Annotated in this window: 16 protein-coding genes; 9 read left to right on the top strand and 7 right to left on the bottom strand. The window is 67.9% G+C overall.

Annotated features, from left to right (window positions below):
* Positions 1-49: 49 nt before the first annotated feature.
* The 4 genes from B5Y19_RS00530 to B5Y19_RS00515 all read left to right on the top strand — a co-directional run bounded on the left by B5Y19_RS00530 (position 50) and on the right by B5Y19_RS00515 (position 4,722).
* Complete coding sequence (locus B5Y19_RS00530; protein WP_055728949.1) at positions 50-2,359, top strand: xanthine dehydrogenase family protein molybdopterin-binding subunit; 2,310 nt, start codon at positions 50-52, stop codon at positions 2,357-2,359.
* 129 nt (positions 2,360-2,488) lie between these two features.
* Positions 2,489-2,920, top strand: coding sequence for a c-type cytochrome (locus B5Y19_RS00525; RefSeq protein WP_055728950.1), 432 nt, complete (start codon positions 2,489-2,491; stop codon positions 2,918-2,920).
* Between the two features lie 181 nt (positions 2,921-3,101).
* Positions 3,102-4,031 carry a c-type cytochrome gene (locus B5Y19_RS00520; RefSeq protein ID WP_411914132.1) on the top strand — a complete coding sequence of 310 codons (930 nt, stop codon included), beginning with the start codon at positions 3,102-3,104 and terminating at the stop codon, positions 4,029-4,031.
* Between the two features lie 85 nt (positions 4,032-4,116).
* Complete coding sequence (locus B5Y19_RS00515) at positions 4,117-4,722, top strand: HAD-IA family hydrolase (RefSeq protein ID WP_244555434.1); 606 nt, start codon at positions 4,117-4,119, stop codon at positions 4,720-4,722.
* A gap of 10 nt (positions 4,723-4,732) precedes the next feature.
* On the opposite strand, the gene B5Y19_RS00510 is transcribed toward B5Y19_RS00515, so the two are convergent.
* The 4 genes from B5Y19_RS00510 to B5Y19_RS00495 form a co-directional block, all read right to left on the bottom strand.
* Positions 4,733-5,902: a GGDEF domain-containing protein gene (locus tag B5Y19_RS00510; RefSeq protein WP_197282446.1), complete on the bottom strand. Its 1,170-nt coding sequence runs from the start codon at positions 5,900-5,902 to the stop codon at positions 4,733-4,735.
* Positions 5,903-6,298: 396 nt separating this feature from the next.
* Complete coding sequence (locus B5Y19_RS00505; protein ID WP_055728954.1) at positions 6,299-6,919, bottom strand: type II toxin-antitoxin system RelB family anti-toxin; 621 nt, start codon at positions 6,917-6,919, stop codon at positions 6,299-6,301.
* 114 nt (positions 6,920-7,033) lie between these two features.
* Positions 7,034-7,957 (bottom strand): DMT family transporter, encoded by a 924-nt coding sequence (locus tag B5Y19_RS00500; protein ID WP_079590950.1) that lies wholly within the window; start codon positions 7,955-7,957, stop codon positions 7,034-7,036.
* A gap of 220 nt (positions 7,958-8,177) precedes the next feature.
* A complete protein-coding gene (locus tag B5Y19_RS00495) occupies positions 8,178-8,957 on the bottom strand; it encodes an SDR family oxidoreductase (protein ID WP_055728956.1) in 780 nt (259 codons plus the stop codon).
* Positions 8,958-9,086: 129 nt separating this feature from the next.
* Between B5Y19_RS00495 and B5Y19_RS00490 the strand changes: the two genes are divergently transcribed.
* Both B5Y19_RS00490 and B5Y19_RS00485 read left to right on the top strand, forming a co-directional pair.
* Positions 9,087-9,917 (top strand): UDP-2,3-diacylglucosamine diphosphatase, encoded by an 831-nt coding sequence (locus B5Y19_RS00490; RefSeq protein WP_055728957.1) that lies wholly within the window; start codon positions 9,087-9,089, stop codon positions 9,915-9,917.
* A complete protein-coding gene (locus B5Y19_RS00485; RefSeq protein WP_079590949.1) occupies positions 9,917-11,029 on the top strand; it encodes a glycosyltransferase family 4 protein in 1,113 nt (370 codons plus the stop codon). The genes B5Y19_RS00490 and B5Y19_RS00485 overlap by 1 nt, the downstream gene beginning before the upstream one ends.
* Here the strand turns inward: B5Y19_RS00485 and B5Y19_RS00480 are convergent.
* Complete coding sequence (locus tag B5Y19_RS00480) at positions 10,965-12,758, bottom strand: cation:proton antiporter domain-containing protein (RefSeq protein ID WP_055728958.1); 1,794 nt, start codon at positions 12,756-12,758, stop codon at positions 10,965-10,967. The two genes, B5Y19_RS00485 and B5Y19_RS00480, sit on opposite strands and share 65 nt — an antisense overlap.
* 206 nt (positions 12,759-12,964) lie before the next feature.
* On the opposite strand from B5Y19_RS00480, the gene B5Y19_RS00475 reads away from it, so the two are divergent.
* A complete protein-coding gene (locus tag B5Y19_RS00475; protein ID WP_055728959.1) occupies positions 12,965-13,810 on the top strand; it encodes an AAA family ATPase in 846 nt (281 codons plus the stop codon).
* Here the strand turns inward: B5Y19_RS00475 and B5Y19_RS00470 are convergent.
* Positions 13,785-14,411: a hypothetical protein gene (locus tag B5Y19_RS00470; protein WP_055728960.1), complete on the bottom strand. Its 627-nt coding sequence runs from the start codon at positions 14,409-14,411 to the stop codon at positions 13,785-13,787. The genes B5Y19_RS00475 and B5Y19_RS00470 overlap by 26 nt on opposite strands.
* A 74-nt stretch (positions 14,412-14,485) precedes the next feature.
* Between B5Y19_RS00470 and B5Y19_RS00465 the strand changes: the two genes are divergently transcribed.
* Positions 14,486-15,058 carry a DUF2975 domain-containing protein gene (locus B5Y19_RS00465; RefSeq protein ID WP_079590948.1) on the top strand — a complete coding sequence of 191 codons (573 nt, stop codon included), beginning with the start codon at positions 14,486-14,488 and terminating at the stop codon, positions 15,056-15,058.
* A gap of 9 nt (positions 15,059-15,067) precedes the next feature.
* Positions 15,068-15,292, top strand: a complete 225-nt coding sequence (locus tag B5Y19_RS00460) for a helix-turn-helix domain-containing protein (RefSeq protein ID WP_055728962.1) — start codon at positions 15,068-15,070, stop codon at positions 15,290-15,292.
* 44 nt (positions 15,293-15,336) lie between these two features.
* Here the strand turns inward: B5Y19_RS00460 and B5Y19_RS00455 are convergent, their stop codons facing one another.
* Complete coding sequence (locus tag B5Y19_RS00455) at positions 15,337-16,590, bottom strand: ABA4-like family protein (RefSeq protein WP_079590947.1); 1,254 nt, start codon at positions 16,588-16,590, stop codon at positions 15,337-15,339.
* Between the last annotated feature and the right edge of the window lie 42 nt (positions 16,591-16,632).

The raw sequence follows: 16,632 nt of genomic DNA, 5'->3' as shown, positions 1-16,632 counted from the left end.
CGCGATTTCTGTTTCAGTCTTTCATCAGACCTAACTGAGGATATGCCTCATGCGTCCCATGAAATTCGGTTTCGGCCAGCCGGTGCGGCGGGTCGAGGATCAGCGCCTGACGACCGGCACCGGCCGCTATACCGACGACATTGCCGCTGAAGGGGCGCTGCATGCCTTCGTGCTGCGGTCGCCCTATGCCCATGCCCGCTTCACCATCGGCGATACCGAGGCGGCCCGGAAGCTGAAGGGCGTCAAGCTGATCCTGACCGGAAAGGACGTCGCCGGATATGGCGACCTGCCCTGCAAGGGGCATATCGAGACCGTCTCGGGCGGGATGTCGCAATCGCTGCCGGTCCCGGTCCTTCCGGCCGACACGGTGCGCCATGTCGGCGAGGCCGTGGCCTTCATCGTCGCCGAGACCCTGGCGCAGGCGCGCGACGCGGCCGAGGCCATCGAGATCGACTGGGACCCGCTGCCGGCCGTGACCGGCATCGCCGAGGCGCTGGCGAAGGGCGCGCCGCAGGTTTGGGCCGACCGGCCGGGCAACGTCGCCTTCGAGGCCGAACAGGGCGACCGCGAGAAGACCGAGAAGGCCTTCGCCAAGGCGGCGCGCACGGTCTCGCTGACCATCGTCAACAACCGCCTCGCCTCCAACTACATGGAGACGCGCGCCTGCATCGCCGAATACGACAAGGCGGATAAGCGCTGGACGCTGACGCTGGGCAGCCAGGGCAGCCACGGCATGCGCGACCTGATCGCCAGCTACGTGCTGAAGGTCGACCCGAAGCGTATCCGGGTGGTGACGCCGGATGTCGGCGGCGGCTTCGGGACCAAGATCTTCCTCTATCGCGAATATCCGCTGGCGATGATCGCGGCCGAGAAGCTCAAGCGGCCGGTGCGCTGGGTTTCCGACCGCAACGAGCATTTCCTCGCCGACACGCATGGCCGCGCCAATCTTTCGACGGCCACGATGGCGCTCGACGCCAAGGGCCGGTTCATCGGCCTCAAGGTCGATCTTTCGGCCGAGATGGGTGCCTATCTCTCGCAATATGGGCCCTTCATCCCCTGGGTCGGCACGACGATGACGCCGGGCTGCTACAATATCCCGGCCGTGCATGTGCTGTTCCGCGGCGTGCTGACCAACACGACGCCGGTCGATGCCTATCGCGGCGCCGGCCGGCCCGAGGCCGCCTATCTGATCGAGCGGCTGGTCGACGCCATTGCCCGCGAGACCGGCAGGACGCCGGATGCGGTGCGGGCGCAGAATTTCGTCAAGCCCACGGAGATGCCGCACCGGACGCAGACCGGCCCGGTCTACGATTCCGGCGAGTTCGAGGGCCATATGCGCCGCGCCATGGAGGTGGCCGGCTGGAAGGACTTCAAGACCCGCCACAAGGCCTCGGCGAAGGCCGGCCGGATCCGCGGCATCGGCATGGCGAGCTATATCGAGGCCTGCGGCGGCGGCGGGCCGGAGAGCTCGACCGTGATCCTGGAGAAGGACGGTACCGTCACCGTGCTGATCGGCACCCAGTCGAATGGGCAGGGGCACGAGACCGCCTATTCGCAGCTCGTCTCGCAGCATCTCGATATCCCGATGGACCGCATCCGCGTGGTGCAGGGCGATACCGACCGGGTCGAGACCGGTTCCGGCACCGGCGGTTCCCGCTCGATCCCCGTCGGCGGCGCGGCGCTGAACAAGGCGACCGAGATCCTGACGGACAATCTCAAGCAGCTTGCCTCCGAAAAGCTCGAGGCGGCAGTCGGCGATCTCGAAGTCGTCAATGGCGCGGTCCGGATCGTCGGCACCGACAAGGCGCTGGACCTCGCCGCGATCGCGGCCTTGCCGGGTGCGACGCCCGCCATGCTGAAGGTGCATCAGAGCTGGACGCCGCCGGAGGCGACCTATCCGAACGGCACTCATATCTGCGAGCTGGAGATCGACCCCGGCACCGGCGGTACCGAGATACTGAACTATGTCGTGGTCGACGATTTCGGCGTGACGCTGAACCCGCTGATGCTGCAGGGCCAGGTCCATGGCGGATCGGCGCAGGGTATCGGCCAGGCGCTGATGGAGGAGATCCGCTTCGATCCGGACGGCCAGATGCTGACCGCGACCTTCATGGACTATGCCCTGCCGCGGGCGGTCGACGTCCCGAATTTCCATTTCGAGACGCGCAATGTCCGCTGCCTCACCAACGCCATCGGCGTGAAGGGCGCGGGCGAGGCGGGCGCGATCGGCGCCTGCCCGGCGGTGATGAACGCGGTCGTCGACGCGCTCGACCGCGCCGCCGGCATCAAGGCGATGGACATGCCGGCAACGCCGCTCAAGGTCTTCACCGCGCTGAAGGAGGCGGGGTATCGGCTCTGATGCAAGGGTGCATTTGCGCTCTTGCAAATGCACTCACGGAAAAGCGACTTGGCGAGGTCATGGTCATTCGTTGATCTAGAGGCCTTCTAAACGGCGCCGCCCGGCGCCGCTGCCTCGAAGGGGATATGAATGATCCGTACCGCTCTCGTGCTTGCCGGCCTCGGGCTCGGCCTTACCGCCGTCATGGCGCAGTCGAACCCGATCACGGAACGCCAGCAGGCGATGAAGGCGGTGGGCGCCGCGACCCGCGAGGGCGCCGCGATGGCCAAGGGTGAGGCCGCCTTCGATAGCGCCAAGGCGCAGGCGATCTTCAAGACCTACGCCGATGCCGCCAAGAAGATGCCCGCGCTCTTCCCCGACAGCTCCAAGACCGGCGGCGAGACCACGGCGGCGCCCAAGGTCTGGGACGATCAGGCCGGCTTCAAGGCGGCCTTCGCCAAGTTCGAGACGGATGCGGCGGCGGGCGCCACTGTTGCCAGCCTCGATGGATTCCGCACGGCGTTCGGCGCGGCAACCAAAAATTGCGGCGCTTGTCACGAGGTCTACCGCGTCAAGAAATGAGACCCGGCGCCCTGTCGGAAAAACTGGAAGCGGGCGGTCGATTCTGGCCGCCCGTTTTTTCATGACCTGTTTTTCCCGGCTTGCGGGAGCCATCCCGGCTGCGCCACCTTAGAACTGTCGCGGTTCGCGACTGGCTGCCGCCGGAAGCCACCGATTGCGCCTAGTGGAGATGCCGATGCTGTTGCTGCGCCGCCTGTTCGTGACCCTCGTCGTGCTGGCGGCCCTCGCTTTCGCCGGCTTCTACGTCCTCACCGATCCCCGCGTCGTCTCGCCCTCGCCCGAGATCGGCGCGCTGCCGGCGGCGGATATCGAGAACGGCAAGCTGCTGTTCGCGGCCGGGGGGTGCGCCTCCTGCCACGCCACGCCCGGCCAGGACGACAAGCTGAAGCTCGGTGGCGGGCTCGCGCTCGCCTCGCCCTTCGGCACCTTCCACGCGCCGAACATCTCGCCACATACGCGCGACGGCATCGGCAACTGGGGCGTGCAGGACTTCGTCGATGCGATGGCGGCCGGCGTCTCGCCGAACGGCCAGCATCTCTACCCGGCCTTTCCCTATACCTCCTACCGGCTGATGCCGCCCAAGGCGCTGGCCGACCTCTTCGCCTATATCCGGACGCTGGCGCCGGTCGAGGGCAGGGCGCCGCCGCACGAGCTGCCGTTTCCGTTCAACATTCGCCGCATGGTCGGTGGCTGGAAGCTACTGTTCTTCGAGGGGGCGGCCTTCCGGCCCGACCCGACCAAGAGCGAGAGCTGGAATCGCGGCGCCTATCTCGTCAACGGCCCGGGCCACTGCGCCGAATGCCACTCCGCCCGCAACGGGCTCGGCGCGATCATCCCCGCGACCCGCCTCGCCGGCGGGCCGGATCCGGAGGGCAAGGGCTGGGTGCCGAACATCACCCAGTCCGAGAACGGCCTGGCGAAATGGTCGAAGGAGGAGATCGCCGAATTGCTCAAGACCGGCTTCACGCCCGATTTCGACAATGTCGGCGGGACGATGGCGGCGGTGGTGCGCAACATGGCGCAACTCCCCGATACCGACCGGATGGCGATGGCGGAATATCTGAAGTCGCTCCCGGCGGTGGAGGGGCCGCCGCGTCCGCAGGCGAAATAGCAGCGGAGGCGCGCGCAGATCCGCGCAGGCCTATCGGAGGCGAGCTCATCGGCCCTATTCTCGGCCCATGCGTTTCAAGGCCCTGATGGTCGACGTCGATGGCGTCGTGATCGTGCACCCCGATCCGGAGGGCTGGTCGGTGCATCTCGAGCGCGATCTCGACCTGCCGAAGGCGCTGCTGCAATCGGCGTTCTTCGCGCCGCACTGGCAGGACATCATCCTGGGGCGGGCGGGATTGCGGGAGCGCCTTGTGCCGGTGCTTGCGGAGATCGCCCCCGGACTCAGCGCCGACAGGCTGGTGCGGTACTGGTTCGAGAACGACGCCCATCTCGACCATGGCTTGCTGGCGCAGCTTGCGGCCCTCCGGGCGGGCGGCATCGCGCTGCACCTCGCCACGGTGCAGGAGCATGAGCGCGCGCGCCACATCTGGGACGAGCTCGCGCTGAAGCAGCATTTCGACGGCATGCACTATGCGGCGGCGCTGGGCTGGGCCAAGCCGGAGGCGCAGTTCTTCCGCGCGGTCGAAGCCCGGACCAGCTTCTCTCCCGGCGAGATCTTCTTCATCGACGACAAGGCGGCGAATGTCGAAGCGGCGCGCGCGGCAGGCTGGAGCGCCGCGCTGTGGGATGGAAGCCGGCCGCTGGCCAGCCTCATGGCGGAAGCGGCGGAGCGCCCGCAGGGCCTGGCGTAAGGGGACGATCCTAGGCCGCCCTGACGACCTGTCCGGGCTTTGCGACCTCGATACGGTTGCGGCCGAGCATCTTGGCCCGGTAGAGCGCGTGATCGGCGGCGGCCAGAAGCGCGATCAGGTCGGTCTCCTGGCTGCTGGCCTCGGCGAGGCCGATGCTGACCGTGGCGGGAATCGCGAGTCCGTCGCTTCGCGCCGCTGCCTCGGCGAAGCGCCGCGCGATGCTCTGTCCGATCAGGCGCGCTTCCTCGCCCCTCATATTGGGCAGCAGGATCGCGAACTCCTCGCCGCCGAGCCGCGCGCTCATGGCGGAGGGCCCCGCGATCTCGCGGGCGATATCGGCGAAAAGCTTCAGGACACGATCGCCCGCATCATGGCCGTACCGGTCGTTGATCGCCTTGAAGTGATCGAGGTCGATGGCGAGGAGGGAATGCGATGCGCCCCTCGCTTCGCTACCCAGATGCCTGGGAGCGAGCTCGAAGAAGCCCTGGCGGTTGTTGAGGTCGGTCAGGAAATCGGTGCGGGCCGTTGCCAGCAGCCGGGCCCGATCCTCCTCCCGCACCAGTGAGAGCAGGGACATCGACATCGCCACGGTGAACAGCACGGCCTCGTACATCGTGCTCTTGGCGACGATGACCAGCACTGCCTCGCCCTGGACCGCCGCGAGGATCGGCACGGCGAAGGCGCGCAGGGCGTAGAACAGGCTGTGGCAGGCGAGGACGGCGATCGCGATCGGGCGGGAGCGCAGCCCCTGCGCGACCCGGCTGCGATGCAGCGCGAGCGCGGCCAGTGCACAGACCAGCGCGATCGGGAAGGCGCCGACATGGTTCCAGAACAGGCTGACCGAAGCCTGGCCGGCCAGAAGCCAGGCAGCGCCGAGCGCAGCGAGCAGCGTCGCGGTGAGGATGAGAGGCAGCCTCCGCCCGTCCAGCGCCAGAATCCCCTGCAGCACCAGGAGATAGCCGAGGATCATGACCAGATTGGTCAGCGCCGGTCCGAAGGCTCCGGCAAGAAGCTCCCGGTTCATCGCCAGCACGCATCCGAGGGCGAACACAGCATAGGCGCATGCCCAGAGGCCGAGCTCGCGCGACCGCTGGGCATGCGCCTTGCGCTCCCAGAGGGTCATGGCGGCTGCCACGAGCAGCGTTCCGGTCGTCAGATACCAGAGGGTCGGAAGATCCATCGGTATCGCCGTCAGCGGTGCCTGCGCTCGGCTTCAGGCATGATCAAGCTCCCAGCTCCCCGGCGCGGGAAACGTTCTAGTCCAAACAGGTTAATGTCAGCTTGTGGGGGGAGCTCTCCGGCGGATTCGCGTCGAGACCGAGAGGAAACTTGAAATCAGGGATGGCGATGTCGTTCGCGGCGGACGAAAATAATATCCGAGGTCGCGGTCTATATTTGCTTCTCTAAGCTATCGTCTTGTTGATCTGATCCTGCATCCATTTTGGTAAGATCGAGCATTTGGCCAGTCGACGGCAAGTAGCGGTGTCGAACGCCGAGCGTTTGCCTTGTGGTCGATCGTTCCATGCCGCCGGTGCCTGCCGGCGGCCCGCTGTCATGGGGGCTCCCGAGCGGGCGCCTACTCCATCACCGCGGCCTTGAGGATGCAGACCATGAGCGCATGGCCCGGCTCGTTGCCGACGCAGCGGACGACGTGGCGGCGGTCGCAACGGTAACGCAGCGTCTCGCCGGCCTTGGCGCGCTGGACGATGTCGCCGACCTCGACCTCGAACTCGCCCGAAGTCACCGACAGCGACTCGATCGAGCCGCGCTGATGGCCCTCGGAATCGAGTTCGCCGCCGGGCTCGGAGCTGACATCGTACCATTGCAGCCATTCGACGGTCTTGATCCAGCCGATGATGGCGAGCTTGAGCTTGCCGTCCTCGGAGACGAGGATCGGTGTGTCGGCGCGGGTCGTCTTGTCGATGAAGGGCTCTTCCTCGCCGCTGGAGAGGACGCGCTCGATCGAGATGTCGAGCGCCTGCGACAGCCGCCAGATCGTCGCCAGCGTCGGGTTTGTCTCGTTGCGCTCGATCTGGCTGATGATCGACTTGGCGACGCCGGACTGCTCGGCGAGGTCGGAGAGCGAGAAATTATAGGCCTTGCGCAGGCGCTGGATGGTCTTGCCGAGCTGGCCCGAGATGACCTGAGCCCCGGATTCAAGCTCCCGCCCGCCGCGCTCTTTCGTCTCGATTCCCATGAATTCGGCCCCTTTCGACTGTGAGGCCGTTTGTAACGGCGGACGATCGTTTGAACAAGCGAACAATGCCAGATCGTCGACGACAGGTCGGGTCGGGAAGGCCGCGTCAGGCGCTCAGGTCATCCGGCTGGGGCCGACCTCGCGCTGCTCGCGCCGCGCCAGGCCGAGCTGGCGTTCGCGCAGGATCACGTAGATGCCGGAGGTGACGACGATGAAGGCGCCGACAAGGATCGCCGCCGCCGGCCATTCGCCGAACCAGAACCAACCGATCGCGACCGCCCAGAGCATGGTCGAATATTCGAAGGGTGCGATCAGCGAGGCGTCGCCATAGCGATAGGCCTGCACGATCAGGATCTGGCCGAGGCCGCCGAGGATGCCGATGACGAGCATCAGCAGCGCGTCCTTGAGATCCGGCATGTTCCAGCCGAGCAGGATGGTGGAGAGGCCGAGCAGGCTGGTCAGCAGCATGAAGTAGAAGACGATGGCGCCGGTGCGCTCGGTCTGGGTGAGAAGGCGGACCTCGACAGAGGCGAAGGCCGAGCAGAAGGCGCCGGCGAGACCGAGCGCCGCGCCGAGCGCGGCATTGCCGCCGACGGGATGGCTGCCGGCGCCGAGATGCGGCGAGAGCATGATCAGCACGCCGACGAAGCCGATCGTCACCGCGCTCCAGCGATAGATGCGGACGCGCTCCTTGAGCACCAGCGCGGCGAGCACGACGACGGCGAGCGGCGCGGCATAGCCGATGGCGACGGCCTCGGAGAGCGGCAGGAACTGCAGCGCCGCGAAGCCGCAGAACATGCCGGTCGAGCCCATGATGCCGCGCTTGAGATGGCCGCGCAGATTGCTCGTCTTCAGCGCCGCCGGCAGCTCGGAGCGCCAGGCGAGCCAGAGGAGCAGGGGGATCATCGCGAAGAAGGAGCGGATGAAGACGATCTCGCCGGTCGGATAGCGCGTGGAGATCGACTTGATGGCTGCCGACATCAGCGTGAAGGCCAGCGCCGAGACCAGCTTGAGGGTGATGCCGAGAAGAGGGGACAAAGCGCGCGGCCGAGAGCTCGAACGGTTTCGAGCGAAACCGTTGCTCCTTAGAGCATGTCGAAGCCGGGAAGCGAAGCGAGAACTCTGCAACCCGGCTAGGCGGTGGGCGAGGGAAACCAAGCCGTCATTGCAAGGAGCGAAGCGACGAAGCAATCCAGGGGACGTCGAGCGCAGCCGCCCCTGGATTGCTTCGCTGCGCTCGCAATGACGGTGACGTTCGTCAGAACGTTCCGCGGAAGGCGCCGCCGTCGATCAGGAAGTTCTGGCCGGTGAGATAGCCGGCATGGGCGCTGGCGATGAAGGCGCAGAGCTTGCCGAACTCGTCGGGCGTGCCGAGGCGGCCGGCGGGGACCGCCGCGAGCCGGCGCTTCACGGCTTCGTCCATGCTGATGCCCTGCATCTCGGCCGCCTTGACGGTTGCGACCTTGATCCGGTCGGTGTCGAAGACGCCGGGCAGGATGTTGTTGATGGTGACGTTGGCATGCGCGACCTCGCGGGCGACGCCCGAGAGGAAGGCCGTGAGGCCGGCGCGAGCGGCCGAGGAGACGTCGAGCCCGGTCAGCGGGGTCACGACGCTGGCCGAGGTGATGTTGACGATCCGGCCGAAGCCACGCTCGACCATGCCGTCGATGACGCGCTGCACCAGCTCCAGCGGGGTCGCCATGTTCTGGACGACGCCTTCGAGCAGCCCTTCGCGCGTCACCTGGCGGAAGGGCTTGGGCGGCGGGCCGCCATTGTTGTTGACGAGGATGTCCGGATTGGGCGCAGCCGCCAGCAGGGCGTCCTGGCCGGCCTTGGTCGAGACGTCGGCGACGACGGCGATGACGGTCGCGCCCGTCGCGGCGCGGATCGCGGCGGCGGTGGCCTCGAGCGTGGTGGCGTCGCGGCCGTTGATCACCACGGTGCAGCCCGCCTGGGCCAGCGCTTCGGCGCAACCGCGGCCAAGCCCCTTGCTGGAGGCGCAGACGATGGCCGTGCGGCCGGCAATTCCGAGATCCATGACGTGCTCCGATCAGTCGGGGAAGCGTGTGATGCCCCTACCCAGACCATGGATTGGCCGCGCCGTCATCAAAGCGCAACGCAAATCAGACACACGCCGCGAGCAACGCAGCAGCGGGAGCTTTCCGGCATGGCCGACGAGGACGACGCGAAGCAGGTTCGCAGCATCTTCATCTCGGATCTGCATCTGGGGACACGTGGGGCACAGGCCGATCTCGTGCTGGAGTTCCTGCGCGCCTACGACGCGCCGACCATCTATCTCGTCGGCGACATCATCGATGGCTGGCGCCTGAAGAGCGGCTGGTACTTCCCCCAGGCACATAACGACGTGATCCAGAAGCTGCTGCGCAAGGTACGCAAGGGCGCGAAGCTGATCTACGTCACCGGCAATCACGACGATTTCCTGCGCGATTTCACGGGGCTGCAATTCGGCGGCATCACGCTGGTCGACGAGATCGTCCATGAGACGGCCGACGGCCGGCGCCTGCTCGTGATCCATGGCGACCTGTTCGACCTCGTGGTGCGCAACGCCAAATGGCTCGCGCTGCTCGGCGACTGGGCCTACACGGTCGCGCTCGGGCTCAACATGGCCCTCAACAAGGTGCGCCGCTGGCTGCAGCTGCCGCACTGGTCGCTCTCGGCCTGGGCCAAGCACAAGGTCAAGAATGCCGTGAACTATATCGGCGAGTTCGAGACCTGCCTCGCCGCCGAGGCCCGCCGGCACGATGCCGACGGCGTGATCTGCGGCCATATCCACCACGCGGCCTATCGCGAGATCGACGGGCTGACCTACATCAACACCGGCGACTGGGTCGAAAGCTGCACCGCCTTCGTCGAGCATTACGACGGGCGCTTCGAGCTGATCCGCTGGCCGCAGGGCCGGCTGAAGGGCGAGACGGCGATGCCGGTCGTCGTGCCGGCACGCCCTGTCTCCGTGCCGGATCTGATCGAGGCGGCGTGATGCGCGTCCTCGTCGCCACCGACGCCTGGCGCCCGCAGATCAACGGCGTCGTGCGTTCGCTGGAGCGGATGATCCAGGCGGCGCCGGATTTCGGCGTGACGGCGCAGGCGCTGACGCCGGAGGGCTTCCACCAGATCGGCCTGCCGAGCTACCCGGACATCCGGCTGGCGCTGGCGACGCGCCGGGCGCTCGCGGCCCGGATCGCCGAATTCGGGCCGGACCATATCCATATCGCGACGGAAGGGCCGATCGGCTGGCTGGCGCGCGCCGTCTGTCTCGCCCAGAAGCGACCCTTCACCACGAGCTACCATACGCGCTTCCCGCAATATATCGCGGCGCGCTGGCCCATTCCCGAAAGCTGGAGCTACGGGCTGCTGCGGCGCTTCCATGCGCCCGCCGCCGCCGTCATGGTCTCGACTGCGACGGTGGAGGAGGAGCTGCGCGCCAACGGCTTCGAGAAGCTGGTGCGCTGGGGCCGGGGCGTTGATCTCGGACAGTTCCATCCGCGCCCGCAGAGCGTGCTCGACCTGCCGCGGCCGATCTTCCTCAGCGTCGGGCGCGTGGCGGTGGAGAAGAATCTCGAGGCGTTCCTGTCGCTCAGGCTGCCGGGCAGCAAGGTGGTGGTCGGGGACGGCCCGGCGCGCGCAGATCTCCAGCGCGCCTATCCGGAGGCGCATTTTCTCGGTGTCAGGCAGGGCGAGGAGCTAGCGGCGATCTATGCCTCGTCGGATGTCTTCGTCTTCCCGAGCCTGACCGACACCTTCGGCATCGTGCTGCTGGAGGCGGCGGCGAGCGGCCTTCCGGTGGCGGCGTTCCCGGTCCAGGGACCGCGCGATGTCTTCGCCGGCAGCGGCGCGGCGGTGCTCGACGCGGATCTGCGCGGGGCTGCGATGCAGGCGCTCAGGGTTCCGCGCGAGGCCTGCCTCGAGCTCGCGACCCGCCATAGCTGGGCGAGCAGTGCGGCGCAGTTCTACGGCCATATCAGGCGGGTGGCGCAGCAGGCCGGCTATCTGCCGCGCGAGGCCGAGGCCGCCTCGACCGCGGGCTTCACAGCCTTCGCGAGCGCGCGTGGCGCGGAAGCGCGGGGGCTGCCGCGGCGCCTGACGGCTTGAGCTGGGCGCGGAAGCCGTCGCGCCGTTCATGCACCGAGGCGATAACCAGGCCCATCGGCACGCCGAGGCCGACCAGCGCCGCCTCCGACAATTGCAGGCTCGCCTCGATGGTTTCGGGCACGGCGTCGTTCACGCCGATCTCGTAGAGATGGCGGGCATGGGCCGCGTCGCGGGCGCGGGCGACGATGACGATGTCGGGCCGCAGCGTGCGGGCGGCCTGGACGATGGCGTCGACGGCGCGGGTATTGTCGATCGTGACGATCAGCGCGGTGGCTTCCTCAAGGCCGCAAAGGCGCAGGAATTCCGGCCTGGTCGCGTCGCCGTAGAAGGCCGGGCGGCCGGCCCGGCGCTGGGCCGTGATCAGCGACGCGTCCGAGTCGATGACGATGTGCGACTTGCCGTGCTCGTCCAGCATCGAGGCGACGAGCCGGCCGACGCGCCCGCCGCCGACCACGATCGCGCGCGGCGCATGATCGGCGGGCGGCAGGACGGCCGCCTCGTCGGGCAGGACGACGGCCGGCGCGAGCTTCTGGGCGAGATTGCGCGCGATGCGGGCGAGCAGCGGCAGCGTCACCATGGTGAGCGAGACGGCCGCGAGCGCGACGCTGGTCGCGCTGTGGTCGATCAGCTCGGCCCCGGTGGCGGCGTTGAGTAGGACGAAGGCGAACTCACCGCCCGGCGCGAGCAGGATCGCGGTCTCGAGGGAGGTCGCGCTGGACAGCCGGAACTGGCGCGCCAGCACGAAGATGATCGCCGCCTTGGCCAGCAGCAGCCCGGCTGCGACGGCGAGGATGGCCAGCGGGCTGGCGGCGATCTCGGCCGGGTTCACGCCCATGCCCACGGTGAGGAAGAAGACGCCGATCAGCAGCGATTTGAACGGGTCGATCGTGACCTCGATGGCGCGGCGGAACTCGGTCTCGGCCAGCAGCAGCCCGGCGATGAAGGCGCCCAGCCCCATGGAGAGGCCGGCGGCGGCGGCGATCAGCCCGGTGCCAAGCGCCGTCAGCAGGGTCGCCGCCATGAAGCTCTCGGTCGACTCGGTCGAGGCGACCAGGCGGAAGAGCGGCCGCAGCGCCAGCCGGCCGATGACGATGATGGTGGCGATGGCGGCGATCGCCTGGATGAAGGCCTGGGCCAGGCCCGCGAGCAGCGAACCGGCGCCGTTCTGCGCGTCGAGGACGTTGATCAGGAAGAGCAGGGGGATGACCGCGAGATCCTGGCAGAGCAGGATCGCGAAGCTGGAGCGGCCGGCCGAAGTCGTCATCCGCCGCTTGGCGGCGAGGAGCTCCACGACCATCGCGGTCGAGGAGAGGGCGAGGCCGAAGCCGATGATCAGGGCCGCCGTCGTTGGCTGGCCGACCGCATAGGCGACGAGCCCGATTGCCGCCGCGCTCAGGCCGACCTGGCCGAGGCCGAGGCCGAAGACCAGGCGCTTCATCGTCATCAGGCGCTCGAAGGAGAGCTCCAGCCCGATGACGAAGAGCAGGAAGGCGACGCCGAGCTCGGCCGGGCCGGCCAGCGCCTCCGGGTTCGAGACGGTGATGCTGCGCAGCAGCGGAATCGAGGATGCCAGGCCGCCGAGCCCATAGGGGCCGAGCAGCGCGCCGCAGGCGACGAAGGCGATGATCGAGTTGACCTTGAGGCTCTTGGCCAGCGGCACGATCACCCCGGCCGTCGCGAGCACGACGACGGCGTCCTTGAAGACGGAAGGATCGACGGTGGAGGCCACGGGGCGACCTTGCGATTCGAAGAGGCTGGGCGGTGCCGCAATTCTTGCGGTTTGCGGCGGCGCAACACAACCTTCGAATCGCCCTGGCGGGAAGAAATTCGCCTTGCCTGCCGAGCGCTTAGGCAAGAGGGCTCAGATGGCGGCAGCGAGGGCTTTTCGCGCCCGCCCGGGATGGGTTAGCGTCCGCTCGCTCAGAAGGAACGATCATGCGCTTTGCCGGTACCGAGAACTACGTCGCGACAGAAGACCTCACGGTGGCCGTGAATGCCGCGATCCGGCTGGAGCGCCCGCTGCTGGTGAAGGGCGAGCCCGGCACCGGCAAGACCGTGCTGGCGGAGGAGGTCGCAGCCGCGCTCGGCGCGCCGCTGATCACCTGGCACATCAAGTCGACGACCAAGGCGCAGCAGGGCCTCTACGAATATGACGCGGTGAGCCGCCTGCGCGACAGCCAGCTCGGCGATCCCCGCGTCTCGGACATCGCCAACTACATCAAGCGCGGCAAGCTCTGGGAGGCCTTCGCCGCGCCGGCGAGGCCGGTGCTGCTGATCGACGAGATCGACAAGGCCGATATCGAGTTCCCCAACGACCTGCTGCTCGAGCTCGACCGGATGGAATTCCACGTCTACGAGACCGGCGAGACCATCAAGGCGGCGCAGCGGCCGGTGATGATCATCACCTCCAACAACGAGAAGGAGCTGCCGGACGCCTTCCTGCGCCGCTGCTTCTTCCACTACATCCGCTTCCCCGACGCCGAGACGATGCAGCAGATCGTCGAGGTGCATTTCCCGGGCATCAAGAAGCGGCTGATGGAGGAGGCGCTGCGCCTGTTCTTCGAGGTGCGCGAGGTCCCCGGCATCAAGAAGAAGCCCTCGACCTCCGAGCTGCTCGACTGGCTGAAGCTGCTCGTCGCCGAGGATATCGGGCCGGAGGTGCTGCGCGAGCGCGACCCGCGCAAGCTGATCCCGCCGCTCCATGGCGCGCTGCTGAAGAACGAGCAGGACGTCTCGCTGTTCGAGAAGCTCGCCTTCATGGCGCGGCGCGAGAGCCGCTGAGGCCAGGGACCGCCTCGCAGGGCGGGATCGCGGTGGCCAGATCGACCTTCGGATCGGCCTCCCCGACGGCCTCGCGCAGATCGACGTCGCGCGTCAGCAGGACATAGTCCTGCGTCTCCGACGTCTTCAGATAGCTCGTCATCGGGATCGGCTTGCCGGAGAGGTCGCCGAGCCGGCAGGCCTTATCGGCCATCAGTGCCAGGCTGCCGCGATTGCCGCTGTTCTGCGGCCCGACGAACATTTCGTCCCGGAAAGCGCTGACGCGGGCAGCGTCGCCGTCGCTCAATCTGAACACGGCGAAGCGCCGTCCGGGCGTCGCCACCACCGGCAGTTTCGCCAGCTCGCTCGCATCGCGCACCTCCTCCAGCACCACCTTGCGTTCGTGGCGGCCGCCGTCCTGCGGCAGGGCCACGATCGTCATGGCGATGCCGCCCGGAAGCGGGCGGATGTTGGCCGGCAGGCTGACGCCGGCCCTCAGCTCGGCGAGCCGGGTCGTGCGGATGTCGACCTTCGACAGTTTCGGCAGGGAGGTCAGCGGGACATGCCCGCAGCCGGCGAGCAGGCCGGCAAGAAGGAGGCAGGCAGGCGTGGCGGTACGCATGGGAACCTTTGAATCAGCTTTTGACATTCAAAAATTCATCTATTAGTTTAATTTTGTCAATCGAGGGAAGAATCATGCCCGTCTCATCCCTGCCGGCTTCCGCATTCTCCCGGGAGACGAGCGATCGCCTGCGCAGCGTCAGCCGATGGGCACGCGCCTTCAGCTATGCCGCAGGATTGCTCATGCTCTTCGGCCTGATCTGGCTGTGGACCGATCCGGAAGCGCTTGCCCGCCATGCCCGCAGCGCGATCGGCATCGTCTCCGGCCCGGTGATGCCGTCGGCACGGGGCTACTGGGCGGCGTTCGCGCTCGCCTGGCTCCCGGCCGGGCTCTTCGTCCTGGCGATGCTGCGGCTGGGGCGGCTGTTTCGGGCCTTCGGCGAGGGGCGGGTTCTGGTCGAGGAGAACGCCGCCGGCCTGCTGCGCGTGGGCTGGCTTCTGGCGGGTTTCGGCGCGGCGACGCCAATTGTCCGCGCCGCGCAGAGCGTGGCGCTGACCTTCGACAATCCGGAGGGCCAAAGGCAGATCGCGCTGATGCTCGACCCCGGTATTTTCGCCGCCCTGGCCGCGGGAGCGACCCTCATCGCCTTCGGGCTCGTCCTGCGGGAGGCGATCCGGCTCTCGGACGAGAACCAGAGTTTCGTGTAAGCCGACATCATGCCGATCGTCGTCGAACTCGATGTCATGCTGGCGCGTCGCAAGATGCGCTCGAAGGAACTCGCCCAGCGGATCGGCCTGACCGAGCAGCAGGTCTCGCAGCTCAAGTCGGGAAAGGTGCGCGGCATGCGCTTCGACACGCTGTCGCGCATCTGCGACGTGCTGCAATGCCAGCCGGGCGATCTGCTGCGTTACGAGCCAGGTCCCGAAGCCGCCGAGGATTGACCCACGCACATCGCCGGCGTCGTCGCCGGGCGGCGTCACATGCTTCAGCCGATCCCGAGCAGGGGGCGGGCGTTGAGCGCCGCGACCAGGGCCGCAGCCGTCGCACAGCCATAGACGAGGGCGAAGGCATCGACCGCCAGCGGCGCCGCCGCCCTGCCAAGCGCCGAGGCGACCAACGCGAAGACGGGCAGGATCTGCATCGCGTGCAGGGCCAGGAAATGGGCGACGCGCAAATCGCCCGCGCTCAGCGACCAGCCGAAGAAGGGGACGACGGCCGCCGAAGGCGCGGGCGTGCCGACCGTGTGCGCGCCGGCCGCGCTCAGGACGGCGCCGGAGAGGATGCCGAGAACGCATGTCAAGGCGAGGCCGAGAATGAGCGCGCGGCGCAGTGCCGGCGGCAGCGGCACCGCATCCTTGCGGGCGAGGCCATAAGCGAGGAGCCCGCTCGCCGCGGTGAAGAGCACGGCGGCGACCCCCATCGCGGCGTAGAGGACAATGGCGGCGAGGCTGTCGCGGTTGTAGTGCGAGGCTTCCCCGCGCGAGGCGCGCCAGGCGATGTAGACGAGCTCGAAGAACAGCAGGGCGATCACCGGCCAGACCAGGAAGCGGCCGGGCCGGGAGCGCTGGAAGCGCTCGCTGGTCAGCGGCAGCAGGACCGCGAAGGAGAGCAGGTAGATCGCGATCGAGATCTCGAATTTCAGTGGCTTCAGCCAGACATTGTCGCCGGTGAAGAGGCGCGGATCGGCGGCGTAGGCGAGCGCGGTCGGGATGGCGAGCAGCAGCATCGCAATCCCCGCCGCCGTCAGCCGCGGCTCCCATTCGAGCACGCGGAACGGGGCGGGCAGGCGGGCGAGGAAGCGCGGGATGCGGTCCTCGCTCGCGATCCGCCGGCAGGCCTGGATGAGTTGGTAGAGCAGATAGCCGGCCGGCCCGAAGAGGAAGGTCAGGGCAAGCACGGGGATCATCGCCGCATGCGGCACGCCCTCGCGCTGCGCGCTGCGGAGCAGCCAGGCCCCGATCAGCAGGTCGAAGGCGAGGTAGTGAACCCAGCCCGCCAGCAGCAGCGGCCGTGCGGCGAAAAGGCTGGCGACGTCATCGAGCGATGAGAAGCCGCCCTGCGCATCGTGCCAATTCACCGCGATCAGGACGAGATAGCCGATCGAGAGCAGCACCGGCACGACAATGCCGGCGATGGTGAGCCCGATGCGCCAGCGCGGCGCCACGATCAGGAGCAGCCAGCCGCTCATGGCCAGCTGGCCGGCGCTGGAGAAAGCAGCATCGAGAGTCAGGACCGGCATGACACCCTCCGAACTTAACAGTGTTTAGTTGCAGGATGTTTC

This window comes from Allobosea thiooxidans, assembly GCF_900168195.1.
In the GTDB taxonomy this organism is placed as follows: Bacteria; Pseudomonadota; Alphaproteobacteria; order Rhizobiales; family Beijerinckiaceae; genus Allobosea; species Allobosea thiooxidans.
This window is presented reverse-complemented; position numbering and strand designations above follow the sequence as displayed.

What these genes read in the sequence shown, in the direction of transcription:
- B5Y19_RS00495 (WP_055728956.1), bottom strand. Translation starts at nt 8,957, where the DNA reads ATGGATCTCGGAATTGCCGGCCGCACGGCCATCGTCTGCGCCTCCAGC.
- B5Y19_RS00485 (WP_079590949.1), top strand. Translation starts at nt 9,917, where the DNA reads ATGCGCGTCCTCGTCGCCACCGACGCCTGGCGCCCGCAGATCAACGGC.
- B5Y19_RS00475 (WP_055728959.1), top strand. Translation starts at nt 12,965, where the DNA reads ATGCGCTTTGCCGGTACCGAGAACTACGTCGCGACAGAAGACCTCACG.
- B5Y19_RS00460 (WP_055728962.1), top strand. Translation starts at nt 15,068, where the DNA reads ATGCCGATCGTCGTCGAACTCGATGTCATGCTGGCGCGTCGCAAGATG.
- B5Y19_RS00455 (WP_079590947.1), bottom strand. Translation starts at nt 16,590, where the DNA reads ATGCCGGTCCTGACTCTCGATGCTGCTTTCTCCAGCGCCGGCCAGCTG.
- B5Y19_RS00530 (WP_055728949.1), top strand. Translation starts at nt 50, where the DNA reads ATGCGTCCCATGAAATTCGGTTTCGGCCAGCCGGTGCGGCGGGTCGAG.
- B5Y19_RS00515 (WP_244555434.1), top strand. Translation starts at nt 4,117, where the DNA reads ATGGTCGACGTCGATGGCGTCGTGATCGTGCACCCCGATCCGGAGGGC.
- B5Y19_RS00525 (WP_055728950.1), top strand. Translation starts at nt 2,489, where the DNA reads ATGATCCGTACCGCTCTCGTGCTTGCCGGCCTCGGGCTCGGCCTTACC.
- B5Y19_RS00490 (WP_055728957.1), top strand. Translation starts at nt 9,087, where the DNA reads ATGGCCGACGAGGACGACGCGAAGCAGGTTCGCAGCATCTTCATCTCG.
- B5Y19_RS00505 (WP_055728954.1), bottom strand. Translation starts at nt 6,919, where the DNA reads ATGGGAATCGAGACGAAAGAGCGCGGCGGGCGGGAGCTTGAATCCGGG.
- B5Y19_RS00465 (WP_079590948.1), top strand. Translation starts at nt 14,486, where the DNA reads ATGCCCGTCTCATCCCTGCCGGCTTCCGCATTCTCCCGGGAGACGAGC.
- B5Y19_RS00510 (WP_197282446.1), bottom strand. Translation starts at nt 5,902, where the DNA reads ATGGATCTTCCGACCCTCTGGTATCTGACGACCGGAACGCTGCTCGTG.
- B5Y19_RS00470 (WP_055728960.1), bottom strand. Translation starts at nt 14,411, where the DNA reads ATGCGTACCGCCACGCCTGCCTGCCTCCTTCTTGCCGGCCTGCTCGCC.